The organism is Bacillus sp. CH_48 (assembly GCF_038008465.1).
Classification (GTDB): domain Bacteria; phylum Bacillota; class Bacilli; order Bacillales; family Bacillaceae_G; genus Bacillus_A; species Bacillus_A thuringiensis_S.
Map to the genome: position 1 here is coordinate 5784733 of NZ_JBBOZF010000001.1, position 16088 is coordinate 5800820.

Below are 16088 nucleotides of genomic sequence, written 5' to 3' on the forward strand. Positions count from 1 at the left end.
TGGAAATTAGGGTTTTATTTACTATTCATTTACGGTGTACCAGCCAATCCCCATAAAATAACAACCGCTACAAAATAAATTGCTTTAATCGCCACTACTAAACATAATGAAGCAATTGCATATTTACTTAATTCTCTTCTTGCACCTATTAAAGTGAAAATAACCGCCAAACTAAATGTTATATAAGAAGTTGCTGTATGTATTAAGTTATACGTAATGTCTAAATTACTTGTAAGTCCTGTTATATCAGCTACAAACTGAAGCATGACGATCGTACTAAAAAAAATTGCAAACTGATTCATTAATTTTCCATTTATTCGTGCTTGCATCGCTGCCCTCCTAACGACTGAATATTCAATTAATTTTATCATCAGATTACAAAAAAAGGAATCATCTCTTTATACTATTGATGCAGAAACAAAAAAGAACGCTCAGTCACCTAAGCGTTCCTTTCTTTAAGAAGCTTTCTTCAAATCAATTTGAGCAAGTACTGGGTCATGATCGCTTACACGTCCGTGCTCTTTCATTATGTTTGAGTTTAAGTGCACTGGATCTACAATTGTGTGCGGTGCGATGTTGTTTGTTACTAAAATATGATCTAACACTTGTGCATTTCCTTCGTGAATGTACGTGTAACGATTCTCTTTCGGCACTGTGTTTAACATATTCTTTAAGTTTGTTCCTTCTAGTGCTTTTAGTGGTTTAGCAAACTCAAAATCGTTCATATCTCCTAACACAACAACTGGTGCATTTGTGTTCTTTTTCTGAATTCCTTGTACAAATTGATTTACTTCTTGTGCTAACTGAATTCGTTTGTCTTCACTTTTTAATACGAGCGGTTGCACTTTTCCAAATGGCGTTGCATCCCCTATTTTTGAGTTTAAGTGATTTGCAACGACAACAACGTTTTGTCCTTGGAACGTAAATTCTGCCGCTAACGGTTTACGTGTACTTTCAAATAATGAACTTTCGTCTCCAATGCGAACCACATTTTTATCAAGTAACTTCGGTACTGCTGCTAATTTCACGCGTGATGGGTTGTAGAAGAAACCGACGCGAATATTCGCTCCTGGTGCTCCTCCGTCTAGATTATTGTTTGGAGCAATTTCTACATACTCATACTTCGGTCCACGAATTTCTAGAACTGCATCAATGATACGTTTTGCGCTCAATGACGCATCTGTTGTACCGTCATTAATTGATCCGTTATTATCTTGCATTTCCTCTACACCGATAATATCTGGCATTTTTAAATTGTATTTAATAGAATACGCTAACGCTTTTACCTTTTCATCTGTTGTTTCTTTTTTATTCGCCGAGAAGTTTTCAATGTTATATGTAGCAACTGTTAACTTATCAAGACGAGGCTGAATATTTGCCCCTACTTGCTTAAATCCACCATCCACTACAGCTGGCAATTCTGTTATTGGCGAAATACGGAAAGAACCGTAATCATATCCTACTACCCCTGTTATATCTCCAGTGAAAGTATCTCCTACTTTTGCTACATAATCGCGAGGCACTTTTACAGAAAGACGCTCTGGGTTTAATTGATTTTCATCTAATAGAGGTGTGCCATATTGTGTTACTATTTTATCTCCACCATTTTTTACTGTTACATATAAATTTCCGTTTTTCTGAGGTGCAATAATTTTTGGTGTTGGCATCGTAACACGCATACCTTCTATACTTTCATAGAAGTCGATTGCATCTTCATTTGGATCAAATAAACCAAATGCATCATTATCAATAATCTGATCCGGGATTTTCACACCGTTTTCCCCAAGTACAATCGGTGCTGGTAAAGATTGATCTTTTGCGATTACAACAACGCGACTCGCCTTAATTTCTGTCGTCGTTAAGTCTGTTTCAAATCGCTCTGCATATCCTGGTCCAACATATTCTTCTACTACTCCATCAACTTGAATAAGATCTCCTACTGCTACATTCGCATCTTTTTTGTATACGTACATACCTTCTGAAGTAGCTGGATCATTATCTAGCTGATTGTCTTCTATATAAAAGCCGTTTTTATCAAGCGCTGTGACAACGCCTTCCACATTGTATACTTTCTTCCCGTTGTAAGGAGACATATGTGATTTTCCTTGAATGTCATGAATACGAACCTGTTCATTATTTACGATAATAAACGAAAACGTCGAAATTGCTGAAGAAGTAAGCCCTTCTTTTTCTGCGATTGCTTTCACTACACTATTTTCATTCACTACAATTTGTCCATTATAACGAACGCTTTTATTAGTAGGATTAGAGCCATCTAACGTATAGTAGATTGTTGCCCCTTCTGTATTCGTCGTTAATGTTACCGCTGTTCCTTTAGCAACTTCTCCACCGTTCGGTGAAGCTACTACATCGCTAACACGGTTTTGGCCTTCACCTTGAAACTTATAAGCTGTTACTGATTTTAAACCTGGGTTACTAAAATATAATTCAAGAGTCCCAGTCAAACTAACTTTCTTCCCGATATTTTCAGGATGATCTTTTACATTCACTGCCGTTCTCACATCACCTTTTGGCAACTGAACAGGCATGATTTTGTCTGGATTCGTTTCGTTTGGCGAATCTGCAATTGCTACGTTTGTATCATCAAACTTAGCTGGATCCTTCGTATATTTAGAAGAACTTTGCGTATATCCAACAATGTACCCTTCCACTATCCCCTTCGTTTTCCCTTGCTGCTTAAATACTTGAATTGCTTTTTCTACTGACATAGAAGCAGTTTCTTCTGCTTGCGCTAAAGTTCCAGTAAATGAAAGCAATAGCAAGAATGATAAAAAGACACTTAACAATTTCTTCACAGCCATTTTCCTCTCCATATTTCATATTTTCTCAGCATTTCTATCATAACAAATGATTCGTTATATAGAACTATTTTTCGACAAATTTTACAAAAGATTTATTTAATTTACAAGCTTTCAACCTATAATACAAAATAATAATTTTACACCTTCTACAAATGCACTCTATAATGTTAGAGAGAGAAAACAGAAAATATCGACATTTGATTGGCATGTAAAATGGATTCATTTGAATAGGAGTGATTGGATGGAAGTGCAAACAGAAACATACCGCGCAGCTATGAATGGAACATTAGAACGTCATTTTTCAGATATGATTGCTGTTATACCAACTAGAATTACAATTGAGCAGTTAAAACAGCGGCTAGAGACTATCGCTACTAAAGTTGATGAGTTAAAAATTGTTTATAGTGATGAGACAAGCCTTATTGTTGAGTTACATATGGATGAAGCAATCATACCGTATGAACTGCATATTGATGAGGCGAATGACCCAGAAGAATATAAAATGTACAATAGACAAGATTCTACAATCGTAGATCGTAATTTTGAAGATGCGGCTTTCGGCACTGAAATTTTCACTCGTACGCTATTTGTAGGCGATGTACTGGACTGCTTTTCCAGCAGTTACAGTTTTTATGGAATCTCGCCCCAGATTTGTTATTTGTAATCGATTCAAGTGCAGCAATGAAAGTGATATCTAGAAGCTATATTGAATATCACGTTGAAAATGAATTATTACCTGACATTCCTGACTTGTACGTTATTCATTCTGTTTATGAAGACGATAAAGATGATGAGCCTACGCAATATTGGTTTCATACACACGGTCTTTTAAGAGCAGGCGTAACTGAAATAGAGTTAATTATTCCAAATCGCATTTCTTCCTACTACGGCATTAGCGATCTCTTTCAAACATTTGCTAATAATGCGGTTGAAAATGGACAAGTCCCTATGAATGAGCCTATCGTTATCGCGCATAGTCAGCAAGGTTCTATACATACAGTCGCTGTTCCGTGGGAAAAAGGATTATCTTATATAGGGCATAAAACGAGTATGGACCAATTATCTTCAATCGAGGATGAAGAAGTGAAACTACAACCAATAGATGCACAAAATACATTCTTAGGCGGAATGGATGCCCGAGATGAATACCATCAATCTCCATCCGTTCTCTTATTCAAATTTAATACTTCAGAAGAATATATTGAAAGTTTTTTCAAAGAACACGAGGAAGCTACAGGGCTCATGTTCTATAAAACAAATAGTGAAACCAATCGTATGGCTTACAATGCGAAAAATACTTTCGGGTATTTCAGCAACATTTTTCACATTGAACAATCAAATGAAGATTTTCGTTTCCTTGCTAAGTTTGGTGTCTCCTACGAAGAAGGAAAAAGTGAACATATGTGGTTTGAAATGCAAAACATTACGGAAGATTTCATTCAAGGAATACTCATTAATGAACCATATTTTATAGAAGATATGAGTGAAGGAAATAGTTATCATTTAGATTTTGATAACTTAACAGAGTGGGTTATTTATGCAGGAGATGCCGTTATAAAGCCAAATAACTTATATATGTTTATTGGCGAATAAGTATTTTATACAATAAACGAAACGCCTTCAATATAATTGAAGGCGTTTCGTTTATTGTGCGATTAATTCAGCATCTATTACTTTCTCCAAATGAGATAATACACGCTTTGCAGCTTCCTCACCTTGATTAATACAATCTGGAAGTCCAGCACCAGCATAGGAGCTACCTGCCAAGTATATACCAGGCAACTCTTTCTGCATAAATGTTGTGAGCTTTTTCATTCGCTCATTATGGCCTACTGTATATTGAGGCATCGCTTCTTTCCAGCGGCTTACGATTGTAAATTCTGGATCCTCTGTAATATCCATCGTTTTTCTTAAATCTTCTAGTACGAGCTGAACGAGTTCTTCTTCAGTTTGTTCTACAACCGCTTCATCACCAGCACGTCCAACGTAACAGCGAAGGAGTGTTTTTCCTTCTGGCGTTGTATGTGGCCATTTTTTATGCGTCCACGTACATGCTGTAATCGTGTAATCGCTATTTCGTGATACGACAAATCCTGTACCATTAATATCGCGCCGGATTGCTGACTTTTGGAAAGCAAGTGCCACATTCGCAACGGATGTGGCCGGAATATTACGGAAGAAACGAAACTGCTTGTACTGAGCAAACATGGACGGCAATACTTTATGCGAAGTTGCCACTACGATGGCGTCCGCTTCTATTTCTTTTCCATTACTAAGAGTAATTGTATAACCATCACCCTGTTTTGCAACTTTTTCAATGCGAGTTCCCTTTATTATCGTACCTTCATGCATCTTTACTTCGAGAGATTCTACGATAGATTCTAAACCTGTTTTCACTGTTTGGAAGATTCCTTTTTTCGGTTTAGCTTTCTCTTCTTTCGGAGCGAGCGTACGCATACCGAGTGAAATACTGCGATGTTTCTGCTCAATCTGATACATTTGCGGGAATGTTGACATTAAGCTCATTTCATCAATATCCCCTGCATAAATACCCGATAGTAACGGTTCTATTAAGTTTTCAACCACTTCGTTTCCGAGGCGATGTCTGAAAAATTGTCCGAGTGATTGGTCAGATACTGGCTTTGACCTCGGCATTAATAGATCAAAACCAGCTCTTAGTTTACCAATTGGGGAGAACAGCCCGGAAAATAGAAACGGCGTAATTTGCGTTGGAATTCCCATCATTGATCCGCTCGGCATTTTATGTAACCGATTGTTTACGAGGATAAATGATTGACCGGCTTGATTATTTACAAGTTCATCGCCAAGACCTAATTCTTTCACTAATCTAGCTGCACTTTCTTTTCGTGCTAAGAAAGAATCCGGTCCGCGTTCAATTGTAAATCCATCTTTTCGAACGGTTTGAATTTTTCCGCCAAGTTTACCCGATGCTTCTATAAGTAATGTATCAATCGGCAAGTTTTTTTCATGAATATTTTTTTGTAAGTTATACATTGCTGTTAATCCCGTTATGCCTCCGCCGACGATCACAACTTTTTTCCTCAAGCAGGCTCCCCCTTTCTTCTTACAGTACAGATTCTTTTTTCTTTAATACAACATCTGTTAAACAATCAATAAATGCGTCCGATGCATTTGGCATTTCTGGACGATAATATTTCGCACCAATTTCATCCGTTACAACTTTACACTCAAAGTCGTTGTCATATAAAACTTCTAAATGTTCAGCAACAAATCCAACTGGTGCATATACGAATGAAGTATAACCGTGCCTTTCATTTAGTTCTCTCGTTAAATCTTGTACATCTGGACCAATCCAAGGATCTGGTGTGTTTCCTGCACTTTGCCAGCCTACTGCATAGTTTGCTACTTCAGCTCCGCGCGCGATATAATCAGCTGTTTCATTTAATTGATCTGGATATGGATCGCCCATTGCAATAATTTTCTCTGGTAAGCTATGTGCAGATACGATTAATACTGCTTTTTCACGCTCTGCATCTGACATACCGTTATATATACCTTTCACTGCATCAACCCAGTACTGGATGAATTTCGGCTCTTTATACCAGCTATCGATGCCGTGAATTGTTAAGTTCCCAAGTTTCTCAGCTTCTTCTTGTGCTCGTCCAACGTATGATTTCACGCTAAACGTAGAATAGTGAGGTGCAAGAACAAGTGCGATTGCATCTTGTATTCCGTCGTTATGCATATCTTTCACCGCATCTTCAATAAACGGTTCAATATGTTTTAAACCAAGATACATATGGTACTCTACTTCATCTTGCACTTCATTTAAACGCTTCTCTAACTTCTTAGCTTGCTCTAATGTAATAGTAGCTAAAGGAGAAATACCACCAATTGCACGGTAACGCTCTGTTAAATCTTCCAGCATTTCAGGACTTGGCTTTCTTCCTCTGCGAATATGTGTATAGTAACGTTCAATATCTTCTTCTTTATATGGCGTTCCATATGCCATTACAAGCAAACCAATTTTCTTTTTCATACAGCAATTCTCCTTTACTTCGCTAACTGCCCTTTAGAGTATTCATGAATAAATGTAGTTAAACGTTTTAATGTATCTGGATTTACTTCTGGGAATACACCGTGTCCTAAGTTAAAGATATAACCAGGCTCTTTCATCCCTTGATCTAAAATACCTTTTACATGTTCTTCAATAACAGACCATGGCGCAAGTAAGAATGAAGGGTCCATATTTCCTTGTACCGCCTTATGAACGCCGCGTGCACGTGCTTCTTCAATTGGTAAACGCCAGTCTAAGCCGACTACATCAAGCGGTAAATCGTGCCACTCATTCACTAAGTGTGCAGCTCCTACGCCGTGCATAATCATCGGTACACCCATAGGGCGAACTTCTGCAAAAATACGCTCCATTGCTGGTTTAATAAATACGCGGTAATCTGCTACATTTACTGTTCCAACCCAAGAATCGAAAATTTGAACTGCTTTTGCTCCTGCGTTAATTTGCGCTTTTAAATATGTAATAACCATATCTGCTAGCTTATCCATTAAAGCAAACCAAGCTTTTGGCTCTGCATACATGAACGCTTTCGTATTATGGTAGTTACGAGATGGACCGCCTTCAATCATATAGCTCGCTAATGTAAATGGAGCTCCTGAAAAACCGATTAACGGTACGTCTAACATTTCTGTCGTTAATAAACGAATTGTATCTAGTATGTACGGTACATCATCTTCTGGATTGATTTCCCCTAGTTTTTCTACGTCTTGTAAAGAACGGATTGGGTTATCGATAACTGGGCCAATACCTGATTTAATTTCTACATCCACACCAATTGCAGGTAGTGGTGACATAATATCTTTATAAAGAATTGCTGCGTCTACGTTATATTGATCAACCGGCAATTTTGTAACGTAAGCACATAACTCTGGATTGTGTGTAATTTCAAATAAAGAATACTTTTCTTTAATCTTTCTATATTCCGGCTGTGAACGACCTGCTTGACGCATATACCATGCTGGTACATAATCGGTACGTTCCCCCCTACATGCTTTTAAAAATGTCTCATTTATAGTTCTTACCAAGACCCTTGCTCCCTTCCTTACCAATGCTTCGAATACGTTCGATATTTATCTTTTTTTACTATACAGCTTGTAAAAACAAAATGCATAATATTATGTACGTTGTTCATTAAATTGACACAAACATTCGTAAAAACGCTTACTATTTTCACAACATTCTTATTATAACACAGAGAAAAACTATGGTTTAGCTACTTTTGACTTTTCTCCTTCGCGATTCGTTTGTGAATTATATGGTACAACGTAAAAGCTCGGTTTTGAAAATATGTTAACGAACTTTTCCTCATATTCTCCAGCACCATTTACAGTGCTAACATGCGTATGAATTCCGTTCTCCACTCTATAGATTCGGTACATAATTCTGTTATCTGGAAGTGGCGTCCAACTTAATTTTGCTTTAAATAAACCGAAAGGGCTAAATGATAGTTTCATTTTTACATCTTCAATTTTGCGCAGCCGAATCGGAGCACCGATTGTTTCCACACCTTCAGGCTTCATAAACTTCTCTTTATGTTCTACATTAGCCTTCGTTAAAATTTTCTTAAACAATTTTGTCGCAGATGCACTTTCTCCTTGCAACTGATGTTCCTTATCCGTACGGTCATAACCAATCCAAACAGCGCCTACTAAGTTCGGTGTATAGCCGACGAACCACATATCTCTTGCTCCCTTATCGTCATTTGGCAATGAAGTTGTACCCGTTTTTCCAGCTAGCGCACCGTTATATACACCTGCTCTCGCTGTCCCCTCCTTCACAACTCCTTCTAACATTTTCGTCATATACCATGCCGTCTGTTTCGAAAAAATTTTCGTCTCTACTTTCGGTGATTCCCCAATGACTGCACCGTGTCTATTTAATACTTTATCAATAACGTGCGGCTCGATAATATTTCCATTTGCTAAAAATGAACGATACATTTTTACAAGATCAAATGTTGAAACGCCATTTTTCAATCCGCCAAGCGCTGTACTTAAACCAGCATCTGCAATATGGACATTTCCTTTTTCTAAATATTGCTTTCCTTCTTCTACCCCTAACTCATTTAATAAAGAAACTGCCGGTACGTTTGCCGACTCTAAAATCGCATCATACATCGTCATTTCTTTTGAATACTCATGATTATAATTTCGAGGTTCATACCCTTCAAAAGAATTTCTTTCATTCGTTAATAAAGAATACGGATTATACTTTTTCGTTTCTAGTGCTGGTGCATAAACGATAAGTGGTTTTAAAACAGATCCGGGCTGCCTTTTGGCAAAAACACGATTAAATCCTCTCGGGACGTACTTTCTTCCCCCAATCGCCGCTTTAATCCCTCCCGTATGATTATCCATTAATAAAAATGCACCTTGTGCCCCTTCTTCTTTCCCAGGAAAATTCCTTGCATCTTGAAACTGGTTATACGCTACCTTTTGAATTTTTTCATCCATAGGTACGACAAACGTATATCCTCCGCGAAGTACTTCTTGATGAGACAATCCGTATAAACGAGCTGCTTCATCTATGACCATATCAATATACGGCATATATGCGAGCTCATTTTCGTCTAAGTTTTTATATAAAGCAATCGTCTTTCCTTGATAACGTACGCTATCTTCGGCAGTCAAATAGCCTTGTTTATGCATAAGTGACAATACTAGATCGCGGCGTTCCTTACTCTTCTCTGCAGAATAGTACGGTGAATATCCGTTTGGTGACTTCGGAAGGCCTGCAAGCATTGCCCCTTCCTCTACTGTTAAATCCTCAACATTTTTATTAAAATACAGCTTTGCTGCTGCTTGAATACCGTAAGCCCCATGACCAAAATAAATATGATTCATATACATTTCAAGAATTTGTTGCTTCGTATATTTTTGCTCTAATTGAAGAGAAATTGCGACTTCCTTCAATTTGCGCGTAAATGTTTTTTCACGAGTTAAAAAGACATTTTTAGCGAGTTGCTGCGTAATGGTACTACCGCCCTCTAGCTTTTCTCCAGCTAACGTATCTTTATAAAGAGCACGGAATATAGACGGATAATCAATTCCTTGATGCTCATAAAAACGAGAATCTTCCACCGCAACAAACGCCTGCTGCACATACTTCGGAATTTGCTCGATCGGTACGAGCTCCCTATTTTCTACGTATAATTTCGTAATTTCTTTCCCTTTCTGGTCAACGATACGTGATGAAGAGTGGAAAACGAGCTGCTTTTCATCCATCATATAGCCACCAGCTAACACGATAAGTTTATAGAGTACAATCGCTACTATAAACGTTGCGACGCCACCTAATAAAGTCCACTTTACTTTCTTCATACATCGGCCTTCTTTCCAAATGATGGTACATTTATTATTTGAAAAAGAAGTATCTTTATGTATATAATCTTCGAAGTTTTTTAAGAGAGTTGATATAATAGAAACAAACTATTAAGGGGGCATTAAAATGAAGGCTATTATTTCATACGAAACACCTCTAGAACAAGCACATTTCACTGCAAAAAATGATGAGAAAAATATGTTTTATAAAGAAAATACAGAAGAATCTGTAGAAGGCTCACTTCAGTATGACGTACTAGATGCTGTCGGTGAATTTAAAGGACAACCTGGCTATATCGTTTGTAACAATATTTCTGTAACAGACGAAGGTCGCCCAGTATTTGAAAACCGTTTTAAAAACCGTGCAGGCCTTATTGAAAACGAACCAGGATTCCAAGCGATCCGTGTTCTACGCCCATTAAGTAACGATACATATGTCATCTTAACGATGTGGGAAACGGAGCAAAACTTTAAAGACTGGACAGAATCACGTTCATTCGAAAACGCTCATAAAAAACGTCCTGCACAAGCAGAAGGACAAGCACAGGCGCATCCACATGCTGAACAGCAAAAGAGTATTTTCTCTCGTCCGTCGTTCGTGACTACTTTTGATGTGTTAGTTTAATTAGAAAGTAATACAACACTATCAGTACGTGAAATTATATTAACGATTTTTCGAATATATCTATCACATCTTTGAATATATCAACGATTTTTCGAATATATCTATCATATCTTTGAATATATCAACGATTTTTTCAATTTATCTATCACATCTTGAAATATATCAACGATTTTTTCAATTTATCTATCACATCTTGAAATATATCAACGATTCGACTAAAGGTATCCATTTAATAACAAAAAGGAAACACCACTACACATCGGTGTTTCCTTTTTCTTTGTACCAATTATATATACGAAGCGAATCTTTTTTTCTCATATGCTTTACTTCATAACCGCGCCCGGCTACCGCTACAAGAGTTGTACATAATTCATCTTTTCTTTGAAAATACGATTGATTATAACCTACTGCTTGAACATGTCTTCTTCGCATTATTCCTGTATATTTCGAAAAATTACGATATACAACCGTTAGTTGATTTTCTCTTAATTCATAACCACCACTTTTATATCTAGCATACGCAAGTAACGAAAACACGATAAATAACGGTAAAATAACAAACAACGCAATATATTGTTTAAAATATATACTCACGCTGGCAATTAGAACTGTGAGTATGATACTTATTAACCAGCCCATAATGAAATAACGACGCAACGCTGTTTTTGGTAAGTGAACGATCTCCGCTTCGATTTCATAAGGTAACTCTAAATATGTGAGCAGGTGCTGTACATCTTTTTTCTTCATAAATGGATGCAACATTACTTCGTTACTTGCTGCTCCAATACTTTGAATTGCTTCCACTTCAACAGCACAATAGCCAAACGGCTGGCGAAGCATACCTTCTTTTACAGTAATCGCTTGAATGCGGTGCAATTTTAAGACAAACTCTTTCTTTTCAAATAATCCTTGAACGATACGAATCTCTTCCCCTTTTCGCCCAATTTTAAAGTTTGCATATTTCAACACATATCCAGCCGTGGAAATAATCCATGAAATTGCCATTAAAATTAATGCAATTACAATTAGTTTATAAACACCGTTTCCCATCACATACGCTTCTACTTTACTTGTGAATCCTTCAGGAAGAACAAAATCAAACTTTGTGTAAAGAAGTACTAGTCCAGAGAACACTAGTCCGAACCGACCAGATGTAATCGCTGCGGCTAAAACCTCTTTCGCTGTTAACTGATAAACCGTCTTGCTTTCTTCCTCTTCTATTTCTTCTTTTACAGTAGTTTCTTTCTTATGTAATACAGAGATTAAATGTTTTGCCTCGTCTTCTTTAATACCAGCCAACATCACTTCTGGTTCATTACCACCACCGGCTACTTCTATATTTAACTTCATGAGTCCGAGCATTTGATAAATGAAGTTAGAAGACGTACTAATATTTTGTACACGCTCTTTATTTAAATAGCTTTCCTTCTTTACAAAAACACCGTGCTTTACATGTAACATATTATTCTCAATCCAGTACACTTTAAAATACCATTTAATTGCTGAAAAAATAGCCATGATGAATAAAACAACCAGAAGGAAAAGATAAAATAAATACCAAGGTTCCACTTGTTCATCAGGTTTAAATAAAACAAGAATAATAAGTGGCAACAAACTCGCAACCCTAATACCTAACAATATCGTGATCGGATGTTGCCTCTTATACATCCTCATCACTCACTTTCGCAAGTTCTCCAATTTGTCTTTTCAGCTGTTCTGCTTCTTCTTTCGTTAAACCTGGGATACTATGAGAAGTTGCGGCTGTTGAAATGTGTAATTCTGCTAAATTATACTTTCTCATAATCGGCCCTTGCTCAATCGTTACGTGCTGCACACGGATCATCGGAATAAGTACGCGTTCTACAACAAACATTCCCTTTTGAATCTCAATCTCTTCTTCATTTAATCTGTAACTATAATAGCGCTGACGTAAATTTGGAAACACAAAATAATCAAGTGGAATAAATGTAATGGCTCCTGTTACTAATAGTCCAAACAACCACCCCCACCAGTTAAAGTTAATCATGAAAAAGAAATATGCAATTACGACTGTTAGTATAACTGCCGCCCCAATTAAAGCGTGAATCCTCCACACTTTCAGCATATTAGAATGAATCTCCCTTTCTAACGGCTGCATCTCATCACTCCAATTCTATGAATTTATTACTTATATATTATCAAAAATAAGGTTTTATATACATTTTTGTAAATTTATAGTCAAATAAATATAAGTGAATCAAAAGCATGTTAAAAAACATATATTATAAATATGAATTATATTAGACCAAATAAACCCTGCATGATTCATGCAAGGTTTATCGTTTTATACACAATATATTTCATCATTGTTGAGATATACTAGCATCGCTTTCAATTCGATTTTCTTTTTGACTCAGTTTTTTATCTTTAGATTTTTTTAATGTTAAAGTCATGCCAATAAAAATAAAAAGAATTCCTGTTATTTGCATTAAAGTTGGACGGAATCCAGTAAGTACAGTATCTAATAATATTGCCACTGCCGGATCTAAAAAAACTAATATTGAGATTGTTTTTGTAGATAAATGGCGTAAACTATCAAAAAACAGATAATACACTATCCCAGTGTGAATAAAACCAGTAGCTATAATATATGTCCAATTACTTTGAGTGAGGCCACTAAAAGCATCTAAATCTATAAATGGTATTAAAAGAAATATCCCCAAGAATGTTTGTAAAAATGTCATTGCATACGCACTCATTTTGTTAATCCCTTTACCAAATAAAGTTGTAAATGCATAAAAGAGAGCTGCAAGAAATCCCCATATCATACCTGAAGACATTAATGAGCCTACAGAGAAGCTTCCATCGATACCAGCAATTAATAAAGCTCCCACAAAACACACAATTATTGAAATGATAGATATTAATGTTAATTTTTCTTTAAAGACGATACTTCCAATTAACAGTACAATTACTGGTGCAAGATGATAAACTGAGATAGCAATTGTAACTGACATATTTTCAAAGGCTTTAAATAAGAAAACCCAATTAAATACTAAGAAAAAGCCACATATTAAAACTTGAATAACTTCTTTTCGTTCCCATTTATCTTGTTTATATTGCCCTGTAAGCAACCAGCATACACTTAAAAATATTGTCGCAAAAATACACCTTACAAACACTAATTCAAACGAAGGCAAGTTTGTTTGAACAGAAAAAAATCCAACTGATCCAAAGATAACCATTGACGCTATCATCTTTAAGGCCGGTACCGTTTTCTCTTGCTTAAAACTTTTTTGAAGCAAATTAATCCCCCTCCAATAAAAAAATCTGTTTATAGTGAGAAAAACACCAGCCTAAAAAAGGACAGGTGCTTTTCCTCAAAAACACTCAACTACAAGTTTTTCCCAGCAGTCCAACCACCATCAATTACAAAATTAGAACCAGTAATAAAGCGGGCCTGATCAGAAATCAAGTACTCAATACATGAAACAATATCCTGCGGCAACCCCCAAGTATCTAAAGATTGATTACTTTTTATCATAGACATCAAGGCTTTATTACTAAAGTATTCTTCTGTAAGTTCAGTTCTAATAACACCAGGAGAAATGCTATTTACTCTTATATTTTGCTTCCCAAATTCCATAGCCATCTGTTTAGTCAATCCGATTAAGGCATGCTTTGATGCCACATAAGCAGCTCGCTCTGGTTCAGCCATTAATCCAGAAACCGATGCTATATTCACAATACAACCTTTTATTTTCGATTCACACCATCGCTTCGCTACTTCCCTAGAAAGTATAAATGGGGCTACTAAATTTACATCAATTACTTTTTTAAACATATCATCGGATAAATTTAAAACAGGTGTTATCTCTCGAATACCAGCAGCATTTATTAATATATCAGGAGAAAGCTTTTCTAAATCTAATTGAGTAAAAAGATTATGAATCGCTTCACTATTACTTAAATCAATTTGCACTACTTTCAAAGGCATATCTGTTTTCATATAATCTATTAAGTTATTATTATTAATATCAAGAGCTATTACATGAAAGGATTTTTCTAAAAAGTATTTTATACAAGCATGACCTATACCACTATTGGCTCCAGAAATCATAATTATTTTATTCTCTCTCATTTTGTCTCCTTATAAGAAAATGTTACTAATAAAATATCACGAAAAGCTTCAGTACTACATTCTGTTCCAAGTGGAGTTACGGCATGGAAAACCTTTTGTCCAAATACTAAAGTTTCTAAAGGCTCCTTCAAACTTATAAACTGATTAATTTCCCTTGGAGAATTAGCTATTAAATTATCTCCGCCAATAGCTGTATTACTTAAATTCATAAGGTGTAAAAACACTACTGGTTCATCATCTTTATGTAACCAAATAGGTGAACTAAAAGATGGTCTTTCTTTAGTAGCTTTATATCTTACTTGATGTAAACCTATAATTAAATCTTTACTTGTATCTATTATATTTGTTTTAAATGCAAATTCAGTATCGAAACGCACGATATTTTGAATTAAAGGATTATATAAAAAACTATCATTTATGCTATGGAACTGTCTAACTTTACCGCCATCATCATAGTTATATTCTTTAGATTGGAAGTAATCATTACTATTATCTAAAATATAATCTGGTGAATCAACATACTTTATATACCTTGAATAAGATCTAGCACGGCATTCACCGTACGCATCATCTTCCAAATTATAATAATCTAACTGTGCTTGTGTTAATAAACGATGATTCTCTTCCTCTTGTAAAAAGATTTCATTTGAGATTTCAAGGAATCCCTTAGATTCAAATTCATGTACCTTTTCTTCTATGCTAAAGCCACTCATTTTACTAAGAACAAACGTCATTATAAAAACCTCCACACTATTGTATTTTTCTTTCTCACCCTATGTTAGAAATGCAATAAGTAACCGAGATTCTTGCTTAATAAAATTAAAAATTATGATATTCAATTAATACACCAAATGAAATATATGTAATCCATTAAAACTATTTCTTAAGCAATATTATATATCCTCTTGGTTATTTTTTCTAATTATCTGAAGATTTTTCAACATTAGTCTTAATATTCAAAATTAAAGAAATGTATTTTTCAGAAAGAGAAAACTGCGAGTATTGCAATTATTTATGTATATAACTTTTTTTAAAATTATATTTTAAATATAACTAGTTTTTTATAATTTTTTTGATATAATTACATACGGGAAACGGGAAGAATTTTGTCTTCCCAAGTGTTTTTATTTGCATCTAGTTCTTT

General features: G+C 35.6%; 12 protein-coding genes and 1 pseudogene. 2 read left to right on the top strand and 11 right to left on the bottom strand.

The window, feature by feature from the left end; all coding sequences use genetic code 11:
• Window positions 1–29 precede the first annotated feature (29 nt).
• Window positions 30–329, bottom strand: a complete 300-nt coding sequence (locus tag N2V92_RS29300; protein WP_001148894.1) for a hypothetical protein — start codon at window positions 327–329, stop codon at window positions 30–32.
• Window positions 330–455: 126 nt separating this feature from the next.
• A complete protein-coding gene (locus tag N2V92_RS29305) occupies window positions 456–2822 on the bottom strand; it encodes a DUF6359 domain-containing protein (RefSeq protein ID WP_016097880.1) in 2367 nt (788 codons plus the stop codon).
• Window positions 2823–3063: 241 nt separating this feature from the next.
• On the opposite strand from N2V92_RS29305, the pseudogene N2V92_RS29310 reads away from it, so the two are divergent.
• Window positions 3064–4415 (top strand): annotated as a pseudogene (locus tag N2V92_RS29310) (DUF4026 domain-containing protein).
• 51 nt (window positions 4416–4466) lie between these two features.
• On the opposite strand, the gene hemY reads toward N2V92_RS29310, so the two are convergent.
• The 4 genes from hemY to N2V92_RS29330 all read right to left on the bottom strand — a co-directional run bounded on the left by hemY (window position 4467) and on the right by N2V92_RS29330 (window position 10199).
• Window positions 4467–5888: a protoporphyrinogen oxidase gene (hemY, locus tag N2V92_RS29315; protein WP_001228109.1), complete on the bottom strand. Its 1422-nt coding sequence runs from the start codon at window positions 5886–5888 to the stop codon at window positions 4467–4469.
• A 19-nt stretch (window positions 5889–5907) separates the two neighbouring features.
• A complete protein-coding gene (gene hemH / locus N2V92_RS29320; protein ID WP_000726782.1) occupies window positions 5908–6843 on the bottom strand; it encodes a ferrochelatase in 936 nt (311 codons plus the stop codon).
• A 14-nt stretch (window positions 6844–6857) separates the two neighbouring features.
• On the bottom strand, window positions 6858–7904 hold the full coding sequence (gene hemE, locus N2V92_RS29325; RefSeq protein WP_000252608.1) for a uroporphyrinogen decarboxylase: 1047 nt from the start codon (window positions 7902–7904) through the stop codon (window positions 6858–6860).
• Between the two features lie 177 nt (window positions 7905–8081).
• Window positions 8082–10199 carry a transglycosylase domain-containing protein gene (locus N2V92_RS29330; protein WP_042597272.1) on the bottom strand — a complete coding sequence of 706 codons (2118 nt, stop codon included), beginning with the start codon at window positions 10197–10199 and terminating at the stop codon, window positions 8082–8084.
• Between the two features lie 127 nt (window positions 10200–10326).
• Here N2V92_RS29330 and hmoB point away from each other — a divergent pair, with 127 nt between their 5' ends.
• Window positions 10327–10824 carry a heme-degrading monooxygenase HmoB gene (gene hmoB / locus N2V92_RS29335; RefSeq protein WP_000644060.1) on the top strand — a complete coding sequence of 166 codons (498 nt, stop codon included), beginning with the start codon at window positions 10327–10329 and terminating at the stop codon, window positions 10822–10824.
• A gap of 252 nt (window positions 10825–11076) precedes the next feature.
• Here hmoB and N2V92_RS29340 read toward each other — a convergent pair whose 3' ends face one another.
• From N2V92_RS29340 to N2V92_RS29360, 5 genes are all read right to left on the bottom strand, one after another.
• The gene (locus N2V92_RS29340; RefSeq protein ID WP_000278153.1) at window positions 11077–12492 is read right to left on the bottom strand and encodes a PH domain-containing protein; all 1416 of its coding nucleotides are present in this window, start codon (window positions 12490–12492) and stop codon (window positions 11077–11079) included.
• A complete protein-coding gene (locus N2V92_RS29345) occupies window positions 12485–12961 on the bottom strand; it encodes a PH domain-containing protein (protein ID WP_001182720.1) in 477 nt (158 codons plus the stop codon). The genes N2V92_RS29340 and N2V92_RS29345 overlap by 8 nt, the downstream gene beginning before the upstream one ends.
• 205 nt (window positions 12962–13166) lie before the next feature.
• The gene (locus tag N2V92_RS29350; RefSeq protein ID WP_000939629.1) at window positions 13167–14108 is read right to left on the bottom strand and encodes a DMT family transporter; all 942 of its coding nucleotides are present in this window, start codon (window positions 14106–14108) and stop codon (window positions 13167–13169) included.
• 89 nt (window positions 14109–14197) lie between these two features.
• Window positions 14198–14944, bottom strand: coding sequence for an SDR family NAD(P)-dependent oxidoreductase (locus N2V92_RS29355; RefSeq protein ID WP_001208943.1), 747 nt, complete (start codon window positions 14942–14944; stop codon window positions 14198–14200).
• The gene (locus tag N2V92_RS29360; RefSeq protein WP_000144818.1) at window positions 14941–15678 is read right to left on the bottom strand and encodes a 2OG-Fe dioxygenase family protein; all 738 of its coding nucleotides are present in this window, start codon (window positions 15676–15678) and stop codon (window positions 14941–14943) included. The genes N2V92_RS29355 and N2V92_RS29360 overlap by 4 nt, the downstream gene beginning before the upstream one ends.
• Window positions 15679–16088 lie beyond the last annotated feature (410 nt).